The following is a 26,938-nucleotide window of genomic DNA, read 5'->3' as shown; positions in this document are numbered from 1 at the left end:
TGTCACTTGAAAATTTCTCCACATTGGGGTGAAGTCCTTTTTTATGATATTGAAAACCTTATATATCAAGGGTTAATTAATTTGCAAAAGTCTCATGTAAAAAGAGGAATTTTATATAAATATGTAGAAATTTACCATAAATAACATTGATGGAAGTGGTTTCCTTGAAAGTAAATCCACAGGTTCTAAATACCATACCAGTAGAATTAGTAAAAAGATACCGCATTGTGCCTATTGAAGTAGTAAAGGGAGAATTGAGTGTAGCTATGTCCGGCCCCATTGATCCACAATTTGTAGACGACATAACCACATTGACAGGATACAAGATTAAACCTTGCTTGATCTCTGAAGCTGAAATTGAAAGTGTAATTAACAGGCATTACTTCAGCTTTGAAAACAAAAATAATATTATTCATGATGAAACAAAGGATTACGGTGGTAAGCATGAGCAAGAGGTAAAACTAATTGTGGACGACATTATCAAAAAGGGTGTTGCCATAAAAGCCAGTGACATTCATTTTGAACCTTTAGAAAACAGTTGGCAAGTTAGATATAGAATAGATGGTGTTTTGCAAAATATCCTGAGGCCTTATCCGATTTCCTATAAGTCCATAGTAACTAGAGTAAAAGTAATGGCGGAACTTGATATAGCAGAGAGCAGACTTCCCTTAGAAGGGAAGATGAAGCAAGAATATGAAAGTAAAACTGTATTTTTTAGAGTTGTGACGATGCCTACAGCGCGAGGGGAAAAAATAGTCTTAAGGATATTAGACAGAAAAGAGGCCTTTCTCAAGTTAACTGATTTAGGGTACAGCAGTACAAATCTTAAAAAAGTAAAAAGCTTGTTACGAGAAAATCACGGCATTATTCTGATGACTGGACCCACTGGAAGCGGTAAAACTACTACGTTATACTCCATGCTTGATCACATTAGTTCAAATGAGAAAAGTCTTGTCAGCTTAGAAGAACCGGTGGAATATGAATTAGATGGAGTCACTCAAATCAACATCAACGTAAATAAAGGATTAACTTACCCTCTGGGGCTAAAGACCCTGCTACGTCAAGACCCAGATATAATCATGGTTGGCGAGATTAGGGACTATGAGACAGCTAAGATAGTAATTAGAGCAGCACTAACTGGTCACTTAGTATTATCCACAATTCATACAAAAGGAGCAGTAAATGTCATAACTAGATTAATAGATTTGGGTATTGAACCCTACTTGATTGCAGATGTGTTAATTGGATCAGTATCTCAGCGCTTAGTGCGAAAGGTATGTAGCTGCCAACAGTCCAAAGGATGCTCGCTGTGTAATTATTCAGGCTATCATGGTAGAACCAGTATTGAAGAGGTTCTGAGCATAGACGAAGAACTGCAAGATTTAATTAGATGTGAAAGTGGTGAGCAAAGTATGTTAAAAGCTGCAGTAGATAATGGCTTCGAAACTATGAGGGTAAAAGCGTCTCTATTAGTAAATGAAGGTGTAACTACTAAAGCTGAAATTAAAAGGGTATTAAGTCAATGAGTGCAATGTACAGTTATAGAGCTAGAGATAGAGCAGGTAACTTGAAAAAGGGTAGTATTTCAGCTAGGTCTGAGGCCGAAGTAATAAAGGTACTGAAGGAAGATGGATTGTTTGTGATTGCATCCCCCAAGAAAAAGATTAAGGTGCTACAAGTGCTCCTTAACCCTAAGTTGACTAACAGGGAACTAACATCTCTAGCAACTAATTTGAAGAAAATGCTTCAAGCTGGAATTTCACTACTAAAAGCAATTGAGATTCTAAGGGAACAAAGTGAGAGAAAAAAGTTTAAGAATCTGTATTATAGAATAGAGAAATCTTTAGAAAATGGGGCAACTCTGCAAGAGGCTTTAACAATTCAAAGAGAATTTCCTGCTTTTTTTTGTAATATTGTAGGTATAGGTGAGAAAAGTGGAAAGCTAGTGGAGATTTTAGAGTATATCTCACGATATTACGAAAGCAGAGAGCATTTAAGTAAATCAATAATCAGGCATTTATCCTACCCAATATTTATTGCCTTTTTTGGGGCAATTATTCTATACGTGTTTACAATTTTTTTACTTCCTCAGACAGTAGATATTATCACTACTCAAGGAGGTGAAATACCTCCAATAATAATAAGCCTTTCTAACGTTTCATTGTCATTATTCAATGTATTAACTCCTTTCTTAAGTTTAGTCCTGATTATAATTTTATTAGTGCGAAAGAACACTTTTTTTGAACGAGTAATACTTAAGCTTCCCCTGGTTGGTAAGACCATCCAGTATGTTTTAATTTGTCACTTAACCAAAAGCATGAGTATTTTGCTGTATAGTGGCGCTGATCTAATATCAGCTATTACATCAACTAGAAACATTATTAATAGTAGGCTGTTGCAAATGCAAATATCTCAGGTGAAAAACAGGATTGAAGCTGGGGAAGACCTTACTAATGCTATTAGGAGCATATCCATATTAACCAGCAGAGATATACAGATTATAGCAGTAAATGAGAGAGCAGGTAACATGGATGAGGGGTTTTGGTTTATCGCCCAAGAGTATGAGGAAAGGGTTAGGGTCATGTTTGAGAAAATGACCAAAATGATTGAGCCTACAGTGATACTGCTTTTAACAGTATTTATCGGCTTTATTTTGTCGTGTATACTGTTGCCCCTGTATGATTTGTTAAACATAATATATTAGAGGTGATATGATGAGAGACAAGAGAGGATTTACTTTATTTGAAGTGTTAGCAGTTGTAGTTGTGATAGGTCTTTTAGCGTCAATGATTACTCCCAGGGTGTTCAATAGTGTAGGTGTTGCCAAAGGGAATGTGTGTGAGGGCAATATAAAAATGCTAGAGGGAATCTTAGAGCTATATGCCATAGAGCATGGAGAATATCCAGAAAGTAGCGGAGATTTAAAATCAAGCGATATGAGAGATTATTGCAATAGCTTTCCCGTGTGTCCCTGTGAGGAGAAGGCTGAAGCGGAAGGTAATGGAAAATGGACCGGTTATGTATATAATCCAGAAACGGGAGAAGTAAAAAAAGAAGATAGCGATACAAGTGGAGTGGTGAAGTTTGTAAATGAATAAATCTAGGGGCTTTACCTTTCTTGAAGTACTAGCAGTAGTTACCTTGATAGGACTTCTTACTGCTGTGACTCTACCACAGCTGGCATCTGCTTTAGAAAAGTGGAAACTGCAAGCTATTGCAGAGGAACTAAAGCAAGATATGAGATATGCCCAACAAGCTGCACTTGCCCAGGGAGATTACTGTGACGTCAGGTTTTATATCCACACCCAGCCTCAACACTACAGGGTTGTAAAAAATTTAGAAATAGTCAAAGTTAGGGATATGCCTGAGGGCATTAGAATTGAGATGGTTAACTTTAACTCTCTTAGTCCAGGTAATGTACCTACAGTTAGATTTAGAAATAAGGGTACAGTAGCTCAAGGGGGAACTGTTTTACTGAAAAGTGATAAGGACAACTATATTAGAATCATAGTTACAGTTAATACTGGGAGAATTAGAATTGAGGAAGGATTACCATAATGAGAGAAGAAGGCTATACCTTTTTAGAGGTCTTGGCGTCAGTAACAATTTTGCTACTCTTAATCCAAGTGCTTTTTTATCCTTTAGACTATATTACTCGAACAGATGAAAACGCAAAAAAAAGCCAAGCCCTATATATTGCACAAGAGCAGATAGAGATGCTGCGGGCTGAATATCATAGGTCAGAATATATACTTGGAGCTAATGCTATGCATAACAGTGATTTTTTATGGGGTGAGGAAGATGAACTTAGATGGGAAGGGCAATGGGAGTTAGTAAAAAGTGGGGTTAGCACAGGTGTGTATAAATACAAAGTTATAGTAATAGATAAGGAAACTGACAAAAAGCTGCTCAGTTTAGAAACAAAGTTTGTAGGTGGTTCTATAAATGATTAAATCTATAAGAAATAAAAAAGGTTTTACCCTTATAGAGGTGGTTGCCAGTTCATTGTTGTTAACTATTTTAATCTCTTTTGGACTTAACTATATGATAATCTGGATGAATATAAATAAAAACCTGGAATCCCGCTTAGAGGAAAACTATCACCTAACTAGGGCTATGCAGTTTTTAACGGACGAAGTAAGAGCAGCCCATGGTATTATCAGCCCTGGTGCGGGTCAACAAAGTGACCAAATGAGATTAGAAGGAGAAAATGTGTGGGACAGAAAGAATTATCGCGTATGGCGCAATCAACTTTGGGTCGAAAAAAACAATGGTCACAATCCAATAGCAGATGGAATAGGAAGTGTTGAATTTCACGTAACAAGTGACAGGAAAACAGTGATAATAGTTATAGAATCTACAGAAGAAAATGGAAGAAAGATGCAAACAGCAGTTAGCTTGAGGAGATGAACACCTTATGGAAAATAGAAATGGACACGCCTTAGTTTTCTCACTGGTTATCCTACTCCTGGTACTAGCAATATTGGGAGTTTCAGTCACTAAAATAATAGGTGAACAGAAAATCCAGCAGCTACAACTGCACAAAAAGAAATCTTATTACTATGCAGAAGGCGGAGTTGAGCACTTGAGCTGGAAGGCTAGGGAGGGCCAACCTGTAACTCGGGGAACCTTTAACTGTGATAATAATACATATCAGGTAGAAGTGAAAGATGTGCGACAAATATTACTAACTGAGGATGAGCCAGAGGAGTACCTTGTGATGCAGGTAAGTGCTTACTCTACTGGATATTCAAATCAGGTATTAGAATCAATTTATGTAGAGTTTGAATTTCACTACATTCAAGATGATTTTAAAAAGATAGTTCTTAAAGACTATAAAAGAGTTAACTGAGTTGAGGTGAGTTATGTTTCATATTAACAAAGTAGCCATTAATTTAAACAGAAAAGTAGAAGCAGTTCTTTTTAGGCAAAAGAAAGAATATGTCCATATTAAAAAAACTATTAGCGCTGAACTCAAAACTTATGCACCAAGCTGGAACGATGAGATTCAAATGGAGTATAAAGAGAAGCTGATGGAAATGGTAACTGCGGAAAAGCTAATTGGTAACAAAGCTTATTTCGCATTTGATAATAGCTACTTTTTTATTAAAAGTCTGGAGCTTCCGTGGATGAATAAAAAGGAGTTAGCAGAAGCTGTAAAATGGGAAATCGATCCCTTCACATCTAGTGACGTAAAGGATTTAACTATAGATTATACTATTACAGGCAATTATCTAAGCAAAGACACTAAATACGTTAGTATCTTAGCTGTGGCTATTCCCACAAAATTATCTTATGAGCTTACAAAAATAGTCAGGGAATCAGGTCTAAAGCCAATGGCATTAGAACCAGAAATGATAACCATATTAAGATACTTTTTTTCCGGTTATATAGATTACAAAAACACCCTTTTTTGTTTTAATAAAAATGGCAGTGGGCAAATGTTTTATAAAAATAAAGATACTGGGAAGATAATATTTCGCAACATTGGCACTTCCAGTGCTTTGAGTGTGGAGTTAGATTATTTTTGTGAATACCTCAAGAATACGGGAAATAGAATTGAGCGGATTGTACTGGCAGGAGATAGCATAGAAGGACACCCTGGAGAAAAGTTAGAGCGATCACATGTTCCGGGAAATATAATTATGGACTATATGGAAGCAAGTCCAATTTGCTTAGGCCTGGCATTGAGGGGGGTAGTAAAGTGGAAGTAAACCTAATTCCAAAGGAGGAGCGTCTTTGTTTTCCGGGGGTAGAGATAGGCCTTATCTTAATGTTACTAGTTGCGCTTACTAGCAGCTTTTTTTATATAGGTGGAGAAAGAGAACGCACGGAAGTACTGTCGCAAGAATTAATGGGGCTACAACAAGCGAAAGCCCAAATTCCTATAGAGGACATCAGAGAAATCGAACAGTTGTCACATGAGATTAGTGAGTATCAGGAGTTCTTACTACAAATAGAGAATGGCATGGAGCCATATTATATTAGAAGTGTCATTAACTATGCGGGGCAAGGGATAAAGCTTTTAGAAATTGACTATTCTTCTAACAAACCACTAGTATTGAGGGTGTTATTTAGTGACTTAAATATTGGAGCAGAATATGTGGGAAAATTATTGGCTGACCACAGAATTCAAAATGTACACGTGGATAGTATAGAAAAAATGTATGAGCAAAGTTATCTTGCTAGCATTATGGTTTATCCTAAAAAATGAATTTGGGGCGATGTACATGTTTTATCTAAAAAGGCAGAGTCAAATTAAACTGCGCAGGGGAATATTAATTTTAATAACATGTTTTTTTATCTTTGTGTCGTCCTATTATGGATACTTGAGCCATAAAAAAAGCATTACTGAAAGAGAAATAGGCGAATCTTATGAGATATTGAACAGACATGCATCAGTAGAAGAAATATATAGGATGAGGGAGCGCCTAGAGAAGCATATTATGAATATAGATGAAAATGCAGATTTTTTTTTCAAAAGTGACGCAGTAATGACTAGTATTAATCATTTAACTCAATCTAACAATTTAGAAATAATAAAAATCAGCTTTAGTAACCAACGGGACCATGTATATGGCTCAGAAAATGACATACAAGAGAAGGAAATACAATTACATATAAAAGGTTCTACTAATAATATCATTCAAGCTTTGCAAGATATTACTGATCATAAAGCTAACTTAGAAATAAATGATGTAAGAATCAACTTTGAAAACGAGAATGAAGCAAGTGGATATCTGAGGATAACTGCTTACAGAAAAAATGTATTATATTAGATTGACAATTGGTAAATTTATTTAGATAATAAAGATTAGTTAAATGCTCAGTATTAGGTGGTGGATTTAATTGAGATACTTAACGGCTGGAGAATCCCATGGGAAGGCTTTAACTACAATTTTAGAGGGCTTTCCAGCGGGAGTAGAAATAGATCCCAATTATATCAATAAGCAGTTAAGAAGAAGGCAAAGCGGCTACGGTCGTGGTGGAAGGATGAAAATAGAAAAGGATAAAGTTAATATACTATCAGGTATTCGCGGTGGCTATTCATTGGGCAGTCCCATTGCAATGCAGATTGAAAACAAAGACTGGGAAAACTGGAAAGAAATCATGGAACCTGAAGTACAAAACTACAATGAAGCTTTAGCAAAAGAAAAAGAGATAACTAAGCCAAGACCAGGGCACGCAGACTTAACTGGTGCACTTAAATACAACCACTGTGATATGAGGAATGTACTAGAAAGGGCCAGTGCAAGAGAAACTGCAACTCGTGTTGCAATCGGCGCCCTGTCAAAAATATTCTTAGCTGAACTAAATATTTTTGTTGTAGGCCATGTGGTTGCAATTGGCAAAGAAAAGTTAAAAGAAGAAAAATACTTTAACCTTGAAATTGGAGAAATAGAACAAAGAGCTTCCCAGTCCCAGGTTATGTGTGTTGATAGTGGAATTTCAACAAGAATGATATCCTATATAGACGAAGTAAAGGGAAAAGGAGATTCTTTAGGTGGGATTGTAGAAGTAATAGTGGCAGGAGTCCCTCCAGGAATTGGCAGTTATGTGCAATGGGATAAAAAACTAGATGCCAATATCTCTGCAGCGGTTATGAGTATACAAGCGGTAAAGGGAGTCGAAATAGGAGCTGGATTTAGTAGTGCCAATAGCCTAGGATCACTAATTCACGATGAGATTGACTATGATAATGAACTAGGTATGTTTACTAGAAAGACAAATCGCGCTGGCGGAATTGAAGGCGGTATGTCAAATGGCGAACAAATAAGAGTAAGAGCTGCAATGAAGCCAATCCCTACACTTTATAAGCCTCTGAAAAGTGTGGATTTGAGGGATAAAAAAGCTTTTCCTGCATCTGTAGAGAGGTCAGATTGCTGTGCGGTTCCTTCATGTGCTGTTGTAGCTGAAGCAGTGGTAGCGTGGGAAGTTGCAAAAGCACTCACTGAGAAGTTTAGCAATGACAACATGGAAGATATTAAGGACAACTTAGAAAACTACATAAAGCGTATTAAACAGGTATAACATATGGGTTATGAAAACATAGTATTAGTTGGGTTTATGGGGGTAGGAAAGACCACAGTGGGAAGAAAGCTGGCAAAAAGATTAAAGAAGGTTTTTGTAGATACAGACGGAGAGATAGAGCAGTTAGTAGATATGAGCACAACCCAAATTTTTAAAACTTATGGCGAGAAGCGGTTTCGCTCAGAAGAGACTCTCATGTTAAGAAAGCTTAGCAGAGTAAGGAATTCAGTAATTTCTACAGGTGGCGGAATTGTATTGAATGATGTAAACAGGGAAATTATAAGGAAAATTGGCACTGTGATTTGGTTGAAGGCAAGTGCGAGTAGCTGTATTGCACGAGTTGGAGGGGGAAAAGGAAGACCTCTATTAAGAAGTAAAAATATAAATAATTCAGTCATCTCTCTGATGGAGAAAAGGGAAGAGTTATATAGGGATTTGGCCCATATCACTGTTCAAACAGACAACGTGAACGTTGACTTTGTGGTGGAAACCATAATTAAAAAAATTGAGGCTATAAATCATGAGTGAATTAACAGTAAATTTAGGGGAAAGAAGCTATAAAGTCTTTTTTTCCCAAGGATTATTTGAAGAGTTACCTAACCAGATAGAAAAACTAAATATAGGTACTAAGGCTTTAATTATTACTAACCAAACGGTTATGAGCTTATATGGAGAAGAAATCCACAGTAGTATTGGAAAATCAATTCCTGAATACAATGTGGTTTATGTTCCCGATGGGGAAGAAGCGAAAAACTTAGGTACAGTACACAAATTGTATGATCAGTGTATCAACTTTGGTTTAGAGCGGAATAGTACTATAATAGCTTTTGGTGGAGGCGTTGTAGGTGATGTGGCTGGATTTATTGCTGCCACATATATGAGAGGAATAAATTTCATTCAGATTCCCACAACCCTTTTAGCCCAAGTAGATAGCAGCATTGGGGGAAAAGTGGGGATTAATCATCCAAAGGGAAAAAATCTTATTGGAGCTTTTTATCAACCCAGTTTAGTATATGTAAGTGTTAGGGCATTAAACTCGCTTCCGATGAGGGAAGTACGGGCAGGGTTAGCTGAAATAATTAAATATGGTGTGATATACAGCTCTGACCTTTTTCAAAAAATGGAAGAAAACACAGAGAAGATTACTTCACTGGACCACAAAATAATGGAAAATCTAATCTATAGGTCCTGTGATATTAAGCGGAAAGTGGTGGCGCAGGATGAAAGAGAAGTAGGTGTAAGAGCTATTCTGAATTTTGGGCATACTATAGGTCACGCCATAGAGGCTGTTTCGGACTACTCTTTGTATCGCCATGGAGAAGCTGTTGCTTTGGGGATGCTTGTGGCAGGACATTATGCAAAAGCTGCAGAATATTGGGATGAAAGCAACTTTAAACGCTTGCAAAACCTAATGTATAAACTGGAATTACCCTACAGATTGCCAAAAGTGTCTGTTGAAACATTAGTAACAGCTATGTATAGAGATAAAAAAGTCAAGAATGGTAAGTTGACTATGGTACTGCCTAGGAGAATAGGTGAAGTTTTTGTAATAGATAATATTGATATAAATAGACTTAAAAATATTTTAGAAATACTGACAGCTAAGTGAATAGATAACAGCATTTTTATTAAAACTAGCTTTAGTGAGGTGATTGATAATGGTAGATAAAGATCAATTAAAAGAAGTTTTAGATATTGCAATGGCAAATGGTGGAGATTTCTCAGATATCTACATAGAAGAGAAGAAGACCACAGGCATTAGCAGTGAAGGCAAAAAAATTGAGAGAATAAGTACTGGTACAGTTAAGGGAGTTGGCATCAGGGTTATTTCCGGTGAAAACACTGCCTATGCCCATTCAAACGATACTTCCTTTGAGAGCATGAAACAGTTGGCAAATGTTGTAGCTCAGGCCTCAAGAGGAGAGAAAAAAGAATTTGCCCTGAATTTTACTAAACTGGTTCCCAGTCTAGAAATAGTTGTTGAAAAACGTCCAGAAGCAGTTAACATCGATGAAAAAGTAAATTTAGTAAAAAGAGCGGAGCAAGTTGCTTGGAATGTAGATAAAAGAATTAAGCAAGTGACTATTGGGTATGGAGATGTAGTACAAAAGATAATTATTGCAAATAGTTTAGGTGAATATGTAGAAGATGAAAGAATTAGGACAAAGTTTATAGTTAATGGAGTAGCTTCTGAAGGAGATGTTATTCAAACTGGATTCGAGGCTAAAGGTGGCTTTGCTGGGTTTGAGTATTTTAACAACAATACTCCTGAGGACATTGCCACTGCGGCTACAAATAGGGCACTTATCATGCTAGAGTCTAAGCCTGCCCCCACAGGGAAAATGCCAGTAGTTATGGCTGGAGAGGCTGGTGGGACTATGGTGCATGAGGCCTGTGGCCATGGGTTAGAAGCAGACTTAGTGCAAAAAGGACTATCAGTTTATAGGGGCAAAGTAGGAGAGAAAGTTGCTTCTGAGTTAGTGACAGTTGTAGATGATGGAACTTTACAGGGTGAATACGGAACTTTTAGGTTTGATGATGAGGGAGTAAAAAGCGGAAAAAATGTCCTCATAGAAAATGGTATCCTAAAAGACTATATGTATGATAGATTGACAGCAATGAAAGAGGGAAGAGAGCCAACTGGGAATGGCAGAAGAGAATCCTACCATGACAAGCCAATTCCTAGAATGACCAATACATATATTGCGTCTGGGAAATTAGATCCTGAGGATATAATAAGAGACACCAAGAAAGGTCTTCTAGTTAAAAAAATGGGTGGGGGACAGGTTAACACCACCAATGGGGACTTTGTTTTCGATGTAGCCGAAGGGTATTTGATTGAGAATGGTAAAGTTACTACACCTGTGCGCGGTGCCACTTTAACTGGAAACGGCCCTAAAGCTCTGCAACAGGTTGACGCAGTGGGAAGTGACTTAGGGTATGCTATTGGAACTTGTGGAAAAGACGGGCAGGGGGTTCCTGTGGCTGACGCACAACCAACTATGCGAATACAAGAATTGGTTGTAGGCGGCACTGGATAAAGCATAAGGTTATGGCTTTTACTTATGTATATATAAAGGCCACCCAAGCGGGTGGCCTTTATATATATATTTATTGAAAATTAAGAGGTTTGAGGCTTACTAATTTAGGTAGTGAATGTGAACTTAAGTACAAGTTAATTATACTCACCAGAGCTTGTTCTGTAAAGTACAAAATATAAAGCGGAAATATTCAAAAAATTCAACACTCCAATTAAACAGGGTAAACTTTTACAATTGGAATAACTATGGTGTATAATGTTAATTATATAAATGCTTACAAAAATGGAGGTGGTTTTATGCCAAAGACTAACTATAATACAATTGCAGAGAAAGCAATTGAGATGGCGAATAGGGCTAAAATGGATTCTGCAGAAGTATATATAAGCAGTTCCAAGGAGCTAAATATAGAAGTTAGCAATCAAGAAGTTGAAACATTGAAGATGGCGGAAGAAATCGGAATGGGCATTAGAGTTTTAAAAGATGGGAAAATGGGTTTTTCTTATACTACTAGTTTAGATGAGACTAGTTTAAAAGAGGCTTTAGAACAGGCTATAGCTAATTGTCCAAAGACCACTGTCGATGAAAACAATATTTTGCCAAATCTATCAGATACATACGAAGACTTGGGTTTACAAGATCGAGCGATACAAGAAACACCAGTAGAAGATAAAATAAACTTTGCAAAGGCATTAGAGACAAGTGCTAGAAACTACGACAAAAGGGTTGTGAACACGAGAACTTCTAGCTATCAGGATGCAAACTATGAAATTGTAATAGCAAATACTAGCGGAAAAGTTGCTTCATATAATGGATCTTACTGCGGTGGGTATGGTTATCTAGTTGCACAAGAAGGAGAAGATAATCAAACTGGATTTGGTCTACAATTTTCCCTAAAGTATGGAGATTTAGACCCTGAGAAAATTGGAGCAGAAGCTGCTGAGAAAGCTGTTAGAATGCTTGGGGCAAAAACTATAGAGTCAGAGAAAGCAGCAGTAGTTTTAGACCCCTATATTGCTACTAATTTTTTGGGGGTTATAGCACCTGCACTAACGGCAGATTCTGTGCAAAAAGGAAAGTCCCTTTTTGCAAATAAGGTAGACAAAAAAGTAGCCTCTGAATTATTAAATATTATAGATGACGGATCAATGTCCAATGGAATTATGTCGGCTCCCTTTGACGACGAAGGCGTTCCTACCTCGAGAACAAGTTTAATTCAAGAGGGAGTATTACAGGGATTTCTCCACAATACCTATACTGCAAAAAAAGATGGAGTTACTTCCACGGGTAATTGCTCGAGAAGTGGCTTTAAAAGCACTCCAGAAGTGGGAACTACAAACTTTTATATCGCCAAAGGCAATACCTCGCCCGAGGAACTAATTGGCGAAATAGACAGGGGACTTTATGTTACTGAAGTGATGGGAATGCATACGGCAAACCCCATTTCAGGAGATTTTTCTTTAGGTGCTGCAGGTATTTGGATTGAGAATGGAAAGCTATCTTATCCTGTCAGGGGAGTAGCCATTGCTGGAAATATTCTAGAACTCCTTTCTTCTGTAGACTGTGTTGGTAGTGACTTGACATTCTACTTTGGTAAAGGGGCGCCCACGTTGAGAATTCCGAGAATGTCCATCAGTGGATAATATTCAATTAAAATGGGGGAAGAGATGAAGAAGGTACTTATTATTAATGGCCCTAATTTAAATCTATTAGGGCTTAGGGAAAAAGATATTTATGGTGACTTGACCTTAGATGAGATAAATGAAAAACTAAAGCTGTGGGGAAAAGAGCATCAATATGAATTAGACTTTTTTCAAGCTAATGGAGAAGGCGAAATCATTGATAGAATCCACAGTGCTGCTAAGGATCGAATTGATTATATTGTGATTAATCCAGGCGCCTATACACATTACAGCTATGCTATTAGAGATGCCATTATAGGGGTAAATATACCTTCCATAGAAGTGCACTTGAGCAATGTGCACAGTAGAGAGGAATTTCGTAGTAAGTCTGTAATTGCCCCAATCTGTATCGGCCAAATTACCGGATTTGGTCATTATAGTTATCTAATGGCGTTGAATTATTTGCATTTAAGAGAGCGGGGTTAAAAATGCAGAATCAGCGTATAAAAGAATTAAAAGCATATATGGAAAAAAGTGAGATTGAGTGTGTTATTATTGCCAAGCCAGAAAATGTTTATTATTATAGCGGTTTTACAGGCAGTGCAGGAGCTCTTATAATAGCTACAGATAGACAGGAGCTTATTACGGACTTTAGATATGTGGCTCAGGCCGGAGAACAGTCACCACACTTTAAAGTAGAGAAAACTACAAAAGGAGTCTTAAAAGAAATAGGAGAGCTAATTGACAAAGAGCGCTACAATGTTGTTGCATTGGAAAAAAAGCATTTATCATATGATGCAGTTAAAGAACTAACTGAGACTTTTTCAACAGAGGTGCAGTTAGAAAGTATAGATGAAAAGATTATGGAGTTTAGGTCAATCAAAGATGCACGTGAACAAGAGTTACTTAAACAATCAGCTGCATTAACTGACGAAGCATTTACCCATATTTTGAATTTTGCCAAAGAAGGTATGCAAGAAGCTGATATTGCCCTAGAACTAGAGTTTTTTATGAGAAAGCGAGGAGCTACAGGCCCATCTTTTCCATATATAGTTGCATCAGGCCCCAGGTCCGCTTTGCCCCATGGTGTTGCCACAAATAAAAAAATAAATTCTGGTGAGGTTATTACCTTAGACTTTGGTTGCATGTATAAGAGGCATGCATCAGATATGACTAGGAACATTGTCGTTGGCACACCTACAGAAAGGCACAAGGAGATTTATCATATAGTACTAGAGGCTCAAGAAGCTGCACTCAATAGTATCAAACCGGGCATGAAGGCCAGTGGATTAGATCAAGTTGCAAGAAGGATAATAACTGATGCCGGCTATGGTGAATATTTTGGACATGGGTTAGGTCATGGTATTGGTTTAAATGTTCATGAAAATCCAAGTGTATCCCCAAGAAGTGAGGGGGTTTTAAAACCTGGTATGGTTATATCGGTGGAGCCTGGTATTTATCTGCCCAACTTAGGAGGAATTCGGATAGAAGATGTGGTATTAATTGAAGAGGATGGCTATGAAAACTTAACTAAGTCGTCTAAAGAATTAATATCTTTGGGATAAAAGTTAAAGGAGGAGTATTTTTTGATTTCAACAAGTGATTTTAGGACAGGCTTAACCATTGAATTTGAGGGTGATATTTATTCTATAGTTGAGTTCCAGCATGTGAAGCCTGGAAAAGGGGCTGCATTTGTTAGATCAAAGCTCAGAAATTTAAGGTCGGGAGCAACAGTTGAAAAGACTTTTCGGGCAGGAGAAAAAGTGGGCAAAGCCATGATTGACAGAAGACAGATGCAGTATTTATACAATGATGGACAAGGATTCGTTGTAATGGATAATGAAAATTACGAACAATTATCTCTTACAGAAGAACAACTGGGAGACGGAATTAAATACTTAAAAGAAAACATGGATGTTTCTGTTTTACTACATCAGGGTGAAGTTATTGGTGTTGAGGTGCCTAATTTTGTGGAACTAGAGGTTACAGAAACTGAACCAGGAATTAAAGGAGATACGGCATCAGGTGGATCAAAACCGGCTACGCTGGAAACTGGAGCAATAGTTCAAGTTCCTTTCTTTATCAATGTTGGAGATGTATTGCGAATTGACACAAGAACTGGTCAATACATGGAGCGGGCATAGTGCTCGCTTTTTTTCTTTGCACCATAGGAAAGTTCCACTTTCCATCGGTATAAGTGCAGCTAAGGCTTGCGCCAAAGCGAAAGCTTGGCGCAAGCCAAGTTTTCTTTATTGAGTAAAAGTAGAGCTTAAAGTGCATAATATAAGCGACTAAAGAAATAAGGAGGAATTTAGATGCATCATTTGCGAAAACAAGTCGCTTATATTAAGGGATTAACAGAAGGTATGGAGCTCAGTGCAGGCTCTAAAGAGGGAAGAATTATAAAAAACATAGTAGATGTTATGGAAGATTTTTCAGAGCAAATTATGGAATTACAACAGAGGCAAGATGAAATAGAAAGTTACCTTGAGTCTGTAGATGAAGATTTATATGATTTAGAAGAAGAAATATACGAAGAAGACATGGATGAGATGGAAATGGAAGATGATAATTTTGACTATGTAGAAGCTGAATGCCCTGGGTGTAACGAATTAGTATGCTTTGAGCCAGAAATTGCTGATGAAGAAGATACTATAGAGGTTACATGTCCGAATTGTGATGATGTGGTTTATGTAAATGATGGTACTTATGACATCGACTACGATGAGGACGAATTAGACATAGAATTTGACCACCAGCACACTGAAAGTATGCCAAATAAGTTTGGTTCAAAAAGAACAATGGATATTTAAGAAAAAGAAAAGCCCTTTGGGGCTTTTTTTTTGCATAAAGGTGAGCAAGCCATAATATCTATAGTAAAAAGAAAGGGGGACAAAGGTGAAAGTAATAAGTGTTGCTCACAAAAGCCTAGATGAAACAGAGTGGATAAACAGAATAGAAAATGAAGTTATTCCAATTTTCCCCTCAAATATCAGGAGGTTGTTTTCTTCCATTCCTCGCCAAAAGCTTAAGTTCTTAGAAGAAATTAAACTGCGTAAAGGAAGATTTTTATTTTTAAAATATGTGCATGAGGATAGTATCATGAGCAATGACTTTACTATTAGTGACGATTGGGCAAAGGGCTATAGAGTGACAGCGGAAGATTTGAGTAATTGCCTTCAAGCTATTAGTAATTCATCCATATATGCATTAGAGGAAGAGTTCAAAAGGGGATTTATAACAATTCCAGGAGGTCACAGAGTTGGGGTAGTGGGAAAAGCTATTTTAGAAAAGGGCAGCGTCAAAACCCAACGGGATTTTTCCAGCTTAAATATAAGGATAGCCAGAGAAGTAAAAGGAGTAGCGGAAAAAGTACTGCCATATTTATTAAACAAGGGAACAAGCAGATTTCCCAATGTAATTATTGTTTCTCCACCAGGTTGCGGAAAAACCACACTTTTGCGTGACTTAGTGCGATTGTTAAGCAATGGAGTCCCTGGGTTGAATTATAAAGGTGTGGACATAGGGGTTGTTGATGAGCGCTCGGAAATTGCTGCCTGCTATCGGGGTATGCCTCAGAACGACGTGGGAATGAGAACAGACGTATTAGATGGTTGTCCAAAGGCTGAAGGGATGATTATGTTAGTTCGCTCCATGAACCCCAAAATTATTGCCACCGATGAAGTGGGGAGCCTAGAAGACGTTGAAGCTGTAAACGAAGTGCTTAATTCTGGTGTATCTCTAATAACGACAGTTCACGGTTCTAAGTTGGAGGAGTTGAGAAATAGACCAGCGCTGAGTCTAATAGCCAATGAAAAAAACAGATGCAAATACGTAGTAATGAGCAAGAAAAGGGGAGTTGGAACTGTGGAGGGTATCTACGAAAGTATTAATGGGGTCAACTTGCTTAAAACTCCAATCCTGGGGGTAGGTGGTGCTAATGTTAATTAAACTTTTTGGATCTAGTGTAATAATTATTGCCTGTGGTCTGATAGGAATTATAATTGCCAATAATTATCGCTTGAGGCCATGGCAGTTAAAAACTTTAAAGGGTAGCCTGCAGATGCTAGAGACAGAGATGGTCTATGCCTCAACTCCATTACCTGAAGCTCTTAAAAAAATTAGTAAGCAAATAGATGAGCCCATTTCTAGCCTTTATAGAGTCGCAGCGGAAAAATTAAACACTGGAGAACTCCCAGTGCCTGTAGCTTGGCAATTAGGAGTGGAAGCATTAAAAGAAACATCTGTACTTACTGCTAGAGATTATAGCTTAATAGAGAGCTTTGGCAATTATTTAGGTTCTACAGATAAAGAAGAACAAATAAAGCACATTCGTCTAATGCAAGAGCAACTAGGTCAACAAGAGAATGTTGCTGAAAATGAGAGAGAAAAGGGGGAGAAACTTTGGAAGTACTGTGGTTTTTTAGTAGGGATAGTAATTATCTTACTAATTTATTAAGGAGGAGGAAGGTAGCATGGATGTAGATTTGATATTTCGTATAGCTGGGGTAGGTATTTTAACTGCTGTACTCCACACTGTTCTCAAGCAGGCGGGAAAAGATGAACAAGGACAATTGGTAACCTTAGCAGGAGTATCCTTAGTATTGTTTTGGGTCATTCAACTGATTGCAAATTTATTTGATCAAGTAAGATACGTCTTTCAGTTATAACTAGACCAACATAGGAGTGGGCCAATGGATATTTTACAGATTGTAGGGCTGGGTATTGTAGCTACTGTTTTAATCATTATTGTAAAAAGAGAAAAGCCTGAACTGGCAACTCAGTTGAGTATAGTAGTTGGAGTAATAATTTTCTTATTGGTTTTAAATAAAATTGCCCTTGTAGTAAACGTACTAGAGGAATTAGCCAGTAGGGCTAATATAAATTTATTTTATATGAACACTGTGTTAAAGATAATTGGAATTGCTTATATTGCTGAGTTTGGTGCTCAAGTGTGTAGAGACGCTGGAGAAAATGCTATTGCTACTAAAGTTGAATTTGCGGGAAAAATTATTGTCTTGGTTTTAGCAATACCAATAATGGTTGCAATACTTGAATCGGTAATCAGACTGATTCCGTAAGGTGGTTAATGTATGCGCAATTATATAAAGAAAGTAATAGTTGTTTTAATGATGGTGTTTTTGGGATTAGGGCTTTGTGCTCCAACTGTGGTTGCCATGGAAGAGTTTGACCCTGAAGAGCAGTTCAATCGACAAGTAGAAAGCTTGCAATTAGATGAGCTAGATCAATTTCTCAGGGAAATAGACCAAGATTTAGGCGAGTATTTACCAGAAATGAGTTTATCAAACCTATTAGAGCAGCTTAGAGCTGGAGAGTTAGATTTGCACCCAGTGGCTGTCTTAAAGGGAATAATGAATATGCTATTTGCGGAAGTGGTTGCTAACATAACATTGTTAGGAAAGCTAATTGTGCTAACCGTAATATGCGCTATTCTATACAATTTGCTCACCGCATTTGAACAGGGGTCAACGGGAAAGGTTGCCCATGCAATTGCCTTTTTAGTACTGGTATCTCTGGCAATAGGTTCTTTTACTCTAGCCATGGATACTGGCAGGGAAGCAGTGGAGCGAATGGTTACTTTTATGCAGATACTTCTACCGGTTCTACTAACATTATTAACTGCTATGGGTGGGATAGCCACTGCAGCTATTTTACATCCAGTGATGATGCTGGCTCTAAGTTTATTGGGTACTGTTATTACTAAAGTAGTATTTCCCTTAATTTATTTATCTGCAGTATTGAGTATTGTAGATAAAATATCGGGCAAGTTTCAGGTTAGTAGATTGGCTTCTTTATTTAAACAAGCTAGCACAGTAATTATGGGAGGCTGTTTGACCATATTTGTGGCCGTTATCTCAATTCAAGGGGTAGCTGGGGCGGTTGCAGATGGAGTTACTATTCGAACTGCTAAATACGTGACTGGTGCTTTTGTTCCCATAGTGGGGAAAATGCTATCTGACGTTTTAGAAGCAATAATAGGGACTTCCCTATTGTTAAAAAATGCTGTGGGGATTGTAGGAGTACTAATTATTTTTGGACTCACATTGATTCCAGTTATAAAAATAATTGCAGTTGTAATAATCTACAAAATAGCAGCAGCTCTGATTCAGCCCATTGATAACTCTGGGGTAGGGGATTGCTTGCAAGCAATGGCAGGAAGTTTGTTAATGGCTTTTGCAGCTGTAACTGCAGTAGGCGTAATGTTTTTCATGGCAGTTACTATAATCATTAGTGCGGGAAATTTTACTGTAATGATACGGTAGGTGGTTAAATGGATACGTTGACAAATTTAGTTAGAGATATTGCAGTTATAGTAATATTGGCAAGCTTTATGGAAATGTTGCTGCCAACCAGTAACATGAAGCGGTTTGTGCAGTTAGTCCTGGGTTTATTCATAATTATTACCATATTGACCCCTATAACAGCTGCCTTAAATCAGGACTTAAGCCGACAAGTTAGCGCTTGGAACTTTCAAGTCGAAGAAGACCAATTAGATCAAATTTTAGCACAGGGAAAAGAAATATCACAAATTTCAAATCAGGAGGCATTGCGCAGTTACGAAAAAAATATTGAAAAACAAATTACGGGGTTGATGGCCCTGATACCTGAGATTAGCGATGCCCAGGTAGATGTGAGTGCAGAGGAGCTTTCAGCTACCGGTTTTGGGGGAATAAAAGGGGTACATGTTATTGTCAGCAAGAATGGCCAGGTGGATAGAGGCTCACAGAAAGAGCAGATTGAAGGAATAGATGAAATAGAACCCATAGAAATAGAAATAGATCTTAATGGAGGTGAGAGCAAGAAGGAAGTTGAGCTAAGTGGATTGAGCATAGAAAAGAGAATTAAAGAATTAATTGCAAACTTTTATGGGATTCCGGCAGATAAAATTCACGTGGAAATTAAAGACTAGGAGGTGCTCAAGTGAGTGATAAAGAAAACAAAAAAAATTTTTTAAATTTAAATAAAAATCAAGCGTCCTTAGTTACAAAAATTATCTACGTAATAATAATTGCAGCAGTACTTATAATGCTAATGAATACGTTTGATGTGAGTTCAACAAGCACAAAAACTAATGAAAGTACTGATAAAGCGGGAGAGGTCACTGAGAGTGTACAGAATTTTAATGTAAATAACGGAGATGAACAAGCCTTAGAGCAGCGTTTAGAAAAGATACTTGGTCAAATCCATGGGGTGGGAAAGGTGAATGTTTCCCTCACATTAGAATCTAGCTCTCATTATGAGTATGCTATCGATGTAAGTAGCAATGTTAGGACTACTGAAGAAAAAATTGAAAGTGGTGCTAGAACAATCAATGAACAAGTAGAAGAAGGAAACTTAGTACTAAAGCGGTCCGATGGCAATACTGAAAAGCCGGTGATAGTTCGTGAGACAAAGCCAGTAATAAAAGGGGTATTAGTGGTTGCAGAAGGAGCTAATGATAGTAGTATAAGGCTGAAGTTGAGTAGAGCAGTTGAGACTGTATTAGGTGTTTCTTCGCATCAAGTGCATGTTGTGCCTATGGGAGGTAGATAATATGTTTATAACCGTTAGAAAGAAAACCATAATATTTTCTGCGCTTATAGTGATCTGTTCAGTGTTCTTACTGTCTAGTATTTTTAATCTAACATCAAATCTAAGGAATGTGGAAACGCTATCTCAAGTAGAGGAAGAACTTGAAGAAGATTTGCCGGTGTCAAGTCCAATTTCAATGGAAACAGAAATCGATAGTCAGACTCAAGCTAAGGATTACTTTATAGATTATAAACTTCAGCGAGATAGAGTTAGAAGTAGACAAATTGAAATTTTACGAGAAATAGTAAACAATCCTAATTCTAATTCAGAGAATAGAATGGTGGCCCAAGAAAAGTTATTTCAGATTAGCGACAACTTAGAAAAAGAAATGGAGCTTGAAAGCCTGTTAGCAGCAAAAGGATATTCGAAAACAGCAGTTTTAATTCAGCCGGAAAACGTTACAGTGGTTGTTGGTACAGAGGAGCTTTCTGGGCAAGATGTGGCTAAAATATCTGATTTAGCTGTGACCACAACAGGATTTAATATCGAAGACATAGTTATATTGTCCTCTAATAAATTAGAATAAATTGAAATCTTTTGGGTAAATGTTGCAACAATAAGAGGGAAAACATATAATAAGATAGAAACTCTTTAAAAGCTCGGGTTTAATACCTGAGTTTTCTTTACACCATAGGAAAGCATAGCTTTCCATAGACATAAATGCAACTAAGGCTTCCACCGGCTGGTGCAAGCCAAGTTTTCTTAAATTGGGAACACGACAGGAGGCGTACAATCATGGGCGTTAAAATAACTGATACTACTCTGCGGGATGGGCACCAGAGTTTGTGGGCTACTAGAATGAGATTGCACCATATGCTACCTATAGTAGAAGAATTAGATGAAGTAGGATATCACTCACTAGAAGTGTGGGGTGGTGCCACTTTTGATGTGTGCATGAGATACTTAGGAGAAGATCCATGGCATAGACTGCGAGAAATAAAAAAGAAAGCAACTAATACGCCATTACAAATGCTCTTAAGGGGTCAATCTTTGGTAGGATACCAACATTACCCTGATGACGTGGTAGAGAAGTTTGTGGGCAAGTCTGTTGAGAATGGGATAGATATAATTAGAATTTTTGATGCTTTGAATGACTTGCGAAACATGGAAATCCCGATTAAAATAGCTAAGAGGGAAGGAGCACATGTTCAAGGAACCGTTGTTTATACAATAAGCCCTGTACATACAAAGGAACACTATTTAGAAGCGGCTCTTGAATTAGAAAAAATGGGTGCAGACTCTATTTGTATTAAGGATATGGCTGGGCTTTTAATGCCTCACGATGCCTATGACCTTGTGAAAAGTTTTAAAAGCTCCTTGAAGATACCGGTACAACTGCACAGTCACTATATTGGAGGAATGGCTTTTGGATGTTATTTAAAGGCAGCAGAAGCGGGAGTAGATGTGGTAGATACTGCCTCAGTTCCTTTAGCTTTTGGTGCTTCTCAGCCTCCTGTGGAGACTGTAGTTAGATCCCTTCAAAATACAGAGTATTCAACAGGTTTGGATATACACAAGCTATTTGAAATTGCCAAGTACTTTGAGAATTTGAGAATTGAGTTAGGGTATAAAAGAGGTGTAACCAGGATCTCTGATATGTGGGTATTTGATCATCAAGTTCCTGGAGGGATGGTTTCTAACCTGGTTAGTCAACTGGAAGAACAAAAGGCCCTTGATCGGTTAGAAGAAGTACTAGCAGAAATTCCAAAAGTAAGGGAAGAACTAGGATATCCTCCATTGGTTACACCTACAAGTCAGATTGTGGGAACTCAAGCTGTGCTCAATGTTTTGTCAGGTAAGCGCTACAAACTGGTACCTGGAGAAGTTAAAGCTTACATTAAAGGATTGTATGGTAAGCCACCAGCACCTATTAACAGTGAAGTGAAACAGAAAACAATTGGTGATGAAGACATAATAAACTGCAGGCCAGCCGATTTACTTGACCAAAAAATGGATAGAATATTACCAGAGATAGAAGATTTAGCTACATGTGAGGAAGATGTGATTTCATACGCCCTTTTCCCCCAAGTTACAAGAAAATTTTTAGAATCAGGAGGAGGAAAGGCATTAACTGAGGAGGATGAGACTATGAATTTAAAAGAAATTAAAGAGCTTATTGAAGTTATCAATAAAACTGACATTGAAGAAGTTAACCTAGAAAGCAATGGTGAAAAAATTACCATTCGCAAGGGTGGAAAAGTACAGAGTGTCCAAGAACAACTGACTATAGGTGAAACCAATCAGGTTAAGCCATCAGGGGAAAGTAACAATAAGCAAGAAGTAGTCTTAAAAAGTGTAGAAAAAACAGAAACAACCCAAGGTAATCTGATACCTGTAGTAGCACCTATGGTTGGAACCTTTTACTCTGCTCCAGCACCTGATGCAGATCCATTTGTTCAAGTGGGTAGCCAGGTTAAAGAGGGAGAAACAGTGTGCATTGTTGAGGCTATGAAGCTTATGAATGATATAGAAGCAGAGGTTTCTGGTACTATCGTTGAAATTTTAGTAGAAAACGGGCAGCCAGTTGAATATGGACAGGAACTATTCTTAATTGAGCCCAAGAAATAAACGACGAGGGGGACTGGCTAACAATGTTTAAAAAAATATTAATAGCAAATAGAGGCGAAATTGCAGTAAGAATTATTAGAGCATGCCGTGAAATGGGTATTGAGACAGTAGCTGTTTATTCAGATGCAGATAAGGATGCAATGCACGTGAAAATGGCTGATGAAGCTGTTTGTATTGGTCCAGCTGCATCCAATCGCAGCTATCTAAATATACCAAATGTTATTAGCGCAGCTCAAGTTTCTGGTGCTGAAGCGATTCACCCAGGATATGGCTTTTTGTCAGAAAACCCATACTTTGCTGAAATAGTAGAAACAAGTAATATCAAGTTTATTGGACCAAAAGCCGCAACAATTGAGTGTATGGGAGCAAAGGCAACCGCGCGAGAAACAATGATTAAGGCAGGGGTACCAGTAGTTCCAGGAACAGAAGGCGTTATTAATAATGTGGATGAAGCTCAGCAGAAAGCCGAAGAAATTGGCTATCCAGTGATGATTAAAGCCTCAGCAGGAGGTGGCGGGAAGGGCATGAGAATTGCCCATAGCCCTTCAGATTTGCAGAAAGCACTGCAAACAGCTAAGCAGGAAGCTGAAGCAGCTTTTGGTAACTCTGCTGTATACTTGGAAAAGTACGTAGAAGAGCCAAGGCATATAGAGATACAGATACTAGCTGACCAGTTTGGGAACACTATACACTTAGGTGAGAGGGACTGTTCAGTTCAAAGGCGAAACCAAAAGTTAATTGAGGAATCTCCTTCTAGCGCCATTGATGAAGAAATGCGATATGAAATGGGACAAGTGGCTATTAAAGCTGCCAAAGCAGCTAATTACATCGGAGCAGGAACTGTTGAATTTTTGCTAGATAAGCACAACAACTACTTTTTTATTGAGATGAATACACGGATTCAGGTTGAACATACTGTGACTGAGATGGTTACGGGAATTGACCTAATCAAGGAACAGATTAAGGTTGCATGGGGAGAAGAACTCTCTTACAAGCAAGATGATATAAAAATTTCTGGGTGGGCATTAGAATGTCGTATTAATGCTGAGTGGCCAGAAAAGAATTTTATGCCTTCACCGGGCAAGATAACTAAATATAATCCTCCAGGTGGATTTGGAGTGAGGCTGGATTCAGCTGCATATTCAGATTACACCATAACCCCATTCTACGATTCCATGATTGGAAAACTTATAGTTTGGGGGCAGACAAGGGAGGAAGCTATTTCGAAAATGCAAAGTGCTTTACGAGAATTTGAAATTGAGGGAGTACATACTACGATCCCCTTCCACATGCAAATATTAGATAATGCTTTCTTTAGAAAAGGACAAGTTTATACAAACTTTATCCAGAGGAGAATTCTTTCAGAAAGTTAATAATATATTCATGTTTTTGGAAAGAGTATGCTATAATTACAAATAGAGATTGGAGGCAATTAAGATGGAAAATAATTATGAGGGAATAGAGCAAACTGAAATGGGTTCTGTTAAAATAGCTGATGAAGTAGTAGAGATTATTGCAGGATTAGCAGCTACAGAAATCGAAGGTGTAGCAGGTATGAGTGGCGGAATTGCAGGGGGGATTGCAGAGCTACTTGGCAGAAAAAATCTTTCCAAGGGAGTAAAAGTGGAAGTGGGCTCAAAAGAAGCAGCCGTTGATTTATACATAGTAATGGATTATGGTGTCTCAATTCCAGAAATATCAAGATTAATTCAAGAAAAAGTCAAGGATGCTATTGAGACAATGACTGGTTTAATTGTTGTTGAAGTTAATGTTCACGTTCAAGGGGTTGTTTTTCAAAAAGATGAGGAACACGAGGAAGAGGTAATAAGGGTAAAATAATGCCCCCTATTAAGGGGGTATTTCATTAATTTATGAAGTAGGGGTGATGCCATGAATTCTGCAAATAAATTGATTGCCTATTTGTACACAATTATATTGACAGCTCTAGCAGGAGTACTGGTAACTGTAATGGTAGGCTGGCAGGAGCCGTTGCAGTATCTAGCACAGATAGTTAATGATCCAAATCTTAGGTGGGGAGTAGGTATTGGCAGTTTAGCAGTATTTGTTTTAGGAATTTATACACTTCTTTCTTGTATTAAGACAACTCCTCAAAAACCACAGGATGCCCATATAGAGACTACTAGTTTAGGTGCTGTAAGCATAACCATTGAAGCAATAGAAAATCTAGTGCAAAAAACTGGACAAGGTATAGTGGGTGTTAAAGAAATCCGACCTGTAATTAAACCAGTAGAAGAAGGAGTTGCCATTTATGTTAAGGTTGTAGTAAACCCTGATGTAGAGATTGTACAAGTGACCCATGATTTACAGGAGAGGATCAAAGAGGCAGTTAAAAAAACTGCAGGAGTGCATGTGTGTGAAGTAAAAGTGTTAATAGATGGCATTCACAGGGAAGTTAGAGGAAGAGTTGAATAAGAGGTGAGGAATATGTGGGAAAATATATTAGACCAAATTCTTGAGCCTGCTAATAGAGGAAAGGTAATTGGTATTACTTGTGGCCTCCTTTTCGGTATAGCTGCAGCTGTTTTTGGAATTGGGAAAGCTATCTTTATAACTTTAAGTGTTTTAGTAGGTTACTTTATTGGGAAGAGAGTAGATGAGCAGGGAAGTTTTCATGCACTACTAGATAAGTTAGTAAACAGAGATAAATATCGATAGGAGTGACAGCTTTGCGTAGGAGATATGCAAGAGAGTTGGCATTACAAGTTTTATATCAAATGGATGTGGGTAAAAGCAGTTCAGAGAAAGCAATGGAGTATATATCTGAGCAATGTGATGAACAAAATGTTATAGACTTTTCTGCAAGCTTAGTCCAGGGAACTGTTGAGAATATGAGCAAGATAGATAACATAATCTCAGCTCACCTGACTAGCTGGAAGCTAAATAGCATAGCCGCAGTAGACAGAAACTTAATGCGCTTAGCTACTTATGAACTGTATTATTGCGAGGATATACCCAGTTCAGTTTCAATTAATGAAGCTCTAGAATTGGCAAAAATATTTAGTGGTGAAAAATCTAGTAAGTTTATTAACGGAATTCTAGATGCTATAAAAAAGGATTTTGAAGTTGAAAACTAGAACAAGTAAAGGTGATTAAAAATGTTTTTAGGCATTGATACTAGTTGCTATACCACATCAATGGCAGTTGTAGATAGAGAAGGCAATATAATTTGCGACCATCGCAAGGTTTTAGATGTAGAAAAGGGGCAGCGAGGATTACAGCAATCCAATGCTGTCTTTCAGCATATTAAGAATATTCCTATTATTACGGAAAAGTTGTTTTCTGAAGTTGATAGCAAAAACATCCAAGCGCTAGCAATTAGTTATAAGCCCAGGCCAGTTAAAGAATCGTACATGCCAGTTTTTGCAGCGGGGATAAATTCTGGAGAAGTTATAGCCAACACGCTAGGAATCAAAGCTTATCAAACAACCCACCAAGAAGGACATTTGATGGCTGGATTTTATCCAAACAAACCTTTCGTCGAATCTACTTTTTTAGCAATTCATTTATCCGGGGGCACCTCTGAAGTTCTAAAAGTAAAATATAGTAACCAGACCTGTTCTTTTCACGAAGAGATTATTGGGGGATCTTTAGACCTGCATGGAGGTCAGTTTGTTGACCGAGTAGGGGTAGCTTTGGGGCTTGAGTTTCCCTGCGGCAAGAAGCTAGAGGAAATCTCTCGAAAATCCTTTGAAGAAAAAGTTAAGCTTACACCATGGGTTAAGGACTGTAATTTTAGTTTCTCCGGGCCTGAGAGTCAAGCCCAAAGAGCAATTAATAACGGCGCAAAACCTGAAGATGTGGCTATGGCAGTTCAAAAATGCATCGCCAGTACTATATTAAAAATAATAGTAAATTCGGTTCAGGAAACTGGAATTACAAATATTTTAATAGTTGGAGGTGTTGCAGCTAACCAATTTTTAAGGTATAAGATTATGCAATATGCCACTAGAGAAAGTATTAAGGTCCATTTTGGTATGGGTAAATACTGTACTGATAATGGAGTAGGAGTAGCGCTAATAGCCAAAGAGAAAGCATTGAAGAAAATGTAGAAAATTAAGATTTTTA

Annotated in this window: 34 protein-coding genes; all 34 read left to right on the top strand. The window is 37.7% G+C overall.

Going from position 1 to position 26,938, the window contains the following annotated elements; all coding sequences use genetic code 11:
• Positions 1–164 precede the first annotated feature (164 nt).
• A complete protein-coding gene (locus tag GGQ84_RS09615) occupies positions 165–1,526 on the top strand; it encodes a GspE/PulE family protein (protein ID WP_429162090.1) in 1,362 nt (453 codons plus the stop codon).
• The gene (locus GGQ84_RS09610; RefSeq protein ID WP_429162088.1) at positions 1,523–2,704 is read left to right on the top strand and encodes a type II secretion system F family protein; all 1,182 of its coding nucleotides are present in this window, start codon (positions 1,523–1,525) and stop codon (positions 2,702–2,704) included. Before GGQ84_RS09615 ends, GGQ84_RS09610 begins: the two co-directional genes overlap by 4 nt.
• Positions 2,705–2,714: 10 nt before the next feature.
• Entirely contained in the window at positions 2,715–3,098 is a 384-nt protein-coding gene (locus GGQ84_RS09605) for a type II secretion system protein (RefSeq protein WP_429162086.1), read from the top strand.
• Positions 3,091–3,558 (top strand): GspH/FimT family pseudopilin, encoded by a 468-nt coding sequence (locus GGQ84_RS09600; protein WP_429162085.1) that lies wholly within the window; start codon positions 3,091–3,093, stop codon positions 3,556–3,558. Before GGQ84_RS09605 ends, GGQ84_RS09600 begins: the two co-directional genes overlap by 8 nt.
• Positions 3,558–3,953: a type IV pilus modification PilV family protein gene (locus GGQ84_RS09595; protein WP_429162083.1), complete on the top strand. Its 396-nt coding sequence runs from the start codon at positions 3,558–3,560 to the stop codon at positions 3,951–3,953. Before GGQ84_RS09600 ends, GGQ84_RS09595 begins: the two co-directional genes overlap by 1 nt.
• Positions 3,946–4,410, top strand: a complete 465-nt coding sequence (locus GGQ84_RS09590) for a PulJ/GspJ family protein (protein WP_429162081.1) — start codon at positions 3,946–3,948, stop codon at positions 4,408–4,410. Before GGQ84_RS09595 ends, GGQ84_RS09590 begins: the two co-directional genes overlap by 8 nt.
• A 7-nt stretch (positions 4,411–4,417) precedes the next feature.
• Positions 4,418–4,852 (top strand): hypothetical protein, encoded by a 435-nt coding sequence (locus GGQ84_RS09585; RefSeq protein ID WP_429162079.1) that lies wholly within the window; start codon positions 4,418–4,420, stop codon positions 4,850–4,852.
• A 13-nt stretch (positions 4,853–4,865) separates the two neighbouring features.
• Entirely contained in the window at positions 4,866–5,714 is an 849-nt protein-coding gene (gene pilM / locus GGQ84_RS09580) for a type IV pilus biogenesis protein PilM (RefSeq protein WP_429162077.1), read from the top strand.
• Complete coding sequence (locus GGQ84_RS09575; protein WP_429162075.1) at positions 5,705–6,214, top strand: hypothetical protein; 510 nt, start codon at positions 5,705–5,707, stop codon at positions 6,212–6,214. Before pilM ends, GGQ84_RS09575 begins: the two co-directional genes overlap by 10 nt.
• Positions 6,215–6,230: 16 nt before the next feature.
• Positions 6,231–6,779, top strand: coding sequence for a hypothetical protein (locus GGQ84_RS09570; protein WP_429162073.1), 549 nt, complete (start codon positions 6,231–6,233; stop codon positions 6,777–6,779).
• A 70-nt stretch (positions 6,780–6,849) separates the two neighbouring features.
• Positions 6,850–8,031 (top strand): chorismate synthase, encoded by a 1,182-nt coding sequence (aroC, locus tag GGQ84_RS09565; RefSeq protein ID WP_429162072.1) that lies wholly within the window; start codon positions 6,850–6,852, stop codon positions 8,029–8,031.
• Between the two features lie 3 nt (positions 8,032–8,034).
• Positions 8,035–8,559, top strand: a complete 525-nt coding sequence (locus GGQ84_RS09560) for a shikimate kinase (RefSeq protein ID WP_429162070.1) — start codon at positions 8,035–8,037, stop codon at positions 8,557–8,559.
• Positions 8,552–9,640, top strand: a complete 1,089-nt coding sequence (gene aroB / locus GGQ84_RS09555) for a 3-dehydroquinate synthase (RefSeq protein ID WP_429162068.1) — start codon at positions 8,552–8,554, stop codon at positions 9,638–9,640. Before GGQ84_RS09560 ends, aroB begins: the two co-directional genes overlap by 8 nt.
• A gap of 49 nt (positions 9,641–9,689) precedes the next feature.
• Positions 9,690–11,072: a TldD/PmbA family protein gene (locus tag GGQ84_RS09550; RefSeq protein ID WP_429162066.1), complete on the top strand. Its 1,383-nt coding sequence runs from the start codon at positions 9,690–9,692 to the stop codon at positions 11,070–11,072.
• 296 nt (positions 11,073–11,368) lie between these two features.
• Complete coding sequence (locus tag GGQ84_RS09545; protein WP_429162064.1) at positions 11,369–12,712, top strand: TldD/PmbA family protein; 1,344 nt, start codon at positions 11,369–11,371, stop codon at positions 12,710–12,712.
• A 24-nt stretch (positions 12,713–12,736) separates the two neighbouring features.
• Complete coding sequence (gene aroQ / locus GGQ84_RS09540; protein ID WP_429162062.1) at positions 12,737–13,177, top strand: type II 3-dehydroquinate dehydratase; 441 nt, start codon at positions 12,737–12,739, stop codon at positions 13,175–13,177.
• Positions 13,178–13,179: 2 nt separating this feature from the next.
• On the top strand, positions 13,180–14,256 hold the full coding sequence (locus GGQ84_RS09535; protein ID WP_429162060.1) for a M24 family metallopeptidase: 1,077 nt from the start codon (positions 13,180–13,182) through the stop codon (positions 14,254–14,256).
• 21 nt (positions 14,257–14,277) lie between these two features.
• Positions 14,278–14,835: an elongation factor P gene (gene efp / locus GGQ84_RS09530; RefSeq protein WP_429162058.1), complete on the top strand. Its 558-nt coding sequence runs from the start codon at positions 14,278–14,280 to the stop codon at positions 14,833–14,835.
• A 171-nt stretch (positions 14,836–15,006) separates the two neighbouring features.
• Positions 15,007–15,504 (top strand): CD1247 N-terminal domain-containing protein, encoded by a 498-nt coding sequence (locus GGQ84_RS09525; protein ID WP_429162056.1) that lies wholly within the window; start codon positions 15,007–15,009, stop codon positions 15,502–15,504.
• A gap of 85 nt (positions 15,505–15,589) precedes the next feature.
• A complete protein-coding gene (spoIIIAA, locus tag GGQ84_RS09520) occupies positions 15,590–16,642 on the top strand; it encodes a stage III sporulation protein AA (RefSeq protein WP_429162054.1) in 1,053 nt (350 codons plus the stop codon).
• Positions 16,632–17,150, top strand: a complete 519-nt coding sequence (gene spoIIIAB, locus GGQ84_RS09515) for a stage III sporulation protein SpoIIIAB (protein WP_429162052.1) — start codon at positions 16,632–16,634, stop codon at positions 17,148–17,150. The genes spoIIIAA and spoIIIAB overlap by 11 nt, the downstream gene beginning before the upstream one ends.
• A gap of 16 nt (positions 17,151–17,166) precedes the next feature.
• The gene (gene spoIIIAC, locus GGQ84_RS09510; RefSeq protein WP_429162050.1) at positions 17,167–17,361 is read left to right on the top strand and encodes a stage III sporulation protein AC; all 195 of its coding nucleotides are present in this window, start codon (positions 17,167–17,169) and stop codon (positions 17,359–17,361) included.
• Between the two features lie 24 nt (positions 17,362–17,385).
• Complete coding sequence (gene spoIIIAD, locus GGQ84_RS09505) at positions 17,386–17,772, top strand: stage III sporulation protein AD (RefSeq protein ID WP_429162048.1); 387 nt, start codon at positions 17,386–17,388, stop codon at positions 17,770–17,772.
• Between the two features lie 12 nt (positions 17,773–17,784).
• Entirely contained in the window at positions 17,785–18,975 is a 1,191-nt protein-coding gene (gene spoIIIAE, locus GGQ84_RS09500) for a stage III sporulation protein AE (protein ID WP_429162046.1), read from the top strand.
• Positions 18,976–18,983: 8 nt separating this feature from the next.
• A complete protein-coding gene (gene spoIIIAF, locus GGQ84_RS09495) occupies positions 18,984–19,622 on the top strand; it encodes a stage III sporulation protein AF (protein WP_429162044.1) in 639 nt (212 codons plus the stop codon).
• A gap of 11 nt (positions 19,623–19,633) precedes the next feature.
• Complete coding sequence (locus GGQ84_RS09490) at positions 19,634–20,245, top strand: hypothetical protein (RefSeq protein WP_429162043.1); 612 nt, start codon at positions 19,634–19,636, stop codon at positions 20,243–20,245.
• A 1-nt stretch (position 20,246) separates the two neighbouring features.
• A complete protein-coding gene (locus GGQ84_RS09485) occupies positions 20,247–20,810 on the top strand; it encodes a SpoIIIAH-like family protein (protein ID WP_429162041.1) in 564 nt (187 codons plus the stop codon).
• Positions 20,811–21,019: 209 nt separating this feature from the next.
• On the top strand, positions 21,020–22,852 hold the full coding sequence (gene accB, locus GGQ84_RS09480; protein ID WP_429162039.1) for an acetyl-CoA carboxylase biotin carboxyl carrier protein: 1,833 nt from the start codon (positions 21,020–21,022) through the stop codon (positions 22,850–22,852).
• Positions 22,853–22,875: 23 nt separating this feature from the next.
• Entirely contained in the window at positions 22,876–24,225 is a 1,350-nt protein-coding gene (gene accC, locus GGQ84_RS09475; RefSeq protein WP_429162037.1) for an acetyl-CoA carboxylase biotin carboxylase subunit, read from the top strand.
• Positions 24,226–24,289: 64 nt separating this feature from the next.
• Positions 24,290–24,691: an Asp23/Gls24 family envelope stress response protein gene (locus GGQ84_RS09470; protein WP_429162036.1), complete on the top strand. Its 402-nt coding sequence runs from the start codon at positions 24,290–24,292 to the stop codon at positions 24,689–24,691.
• A gap of 51 nt (positions 24,692–24,742) precedes the next feature.
• The gene (gene amaP, locus GGQ84_RS09465) at positions 24,743–25,285 is read left to right on the top strand and encodes an alkaline shock response membrane anchor protein AmaP (protein ID WP_429162034.1); all 543 of its coding nucleotides are present in this window, start codon (positions 24,743–24,745) and stop codon (positions 25,283–25,285) included.
• A 12-nt stretch (positions 25,286–25,297) separates the two neighbouring features.
• Positions 25,298–25,528, top strand: a complete 231-nt coding sequence (locus GGQ84_RS09460) for a DUF2273 domain-containing protein (RefSeq protein ID WP_429162032.1) — start codon at positions 25,298–25,300, stop codon at positions 25,526–25,528.
• 11 nt (positions 25,529–25,539) lie between these two features.
• Positions 25,540–25,947 (top strand): transcription antitermination factor NusB, encoded by a 408-nt coding sequence (gene nusB / locus GGQ84_RS09455; RefSeq protein ID WP_429162030.1) that lies wholly within the window; start codon positions 25,540–25,542, stop codon positions 25,945–25,947.
• A gap of 21 nt (positions 25,948–25,968) precedes the next feature.
• Entirely contained in the window at positions 25,969–26,922 is a 954-nt protein-coding gene (locus GGQ84_RS09450) for a Kae1-like domain-containing protein (protein WP_429162028.1), read from the top strand.
• Positions 26,923–26,938: the final 16 nt, after the last annotated feature.

The organism is Desulfitispora alkaliphila, from assembly GCF_050433185.1.
Taxonomy (GTDB): Bacteria; Bacillota; Desulfitisporia; order Desulfitisporales; family Desulfitisporaceae; genus Desulfitispora; species Desulfitispora alkaliphila.
The sequence above is the reverse complement of the archived record's forward strand: the minus strand, read 5'-3'. Positions and strand labels throughout refer to the sequence as shown.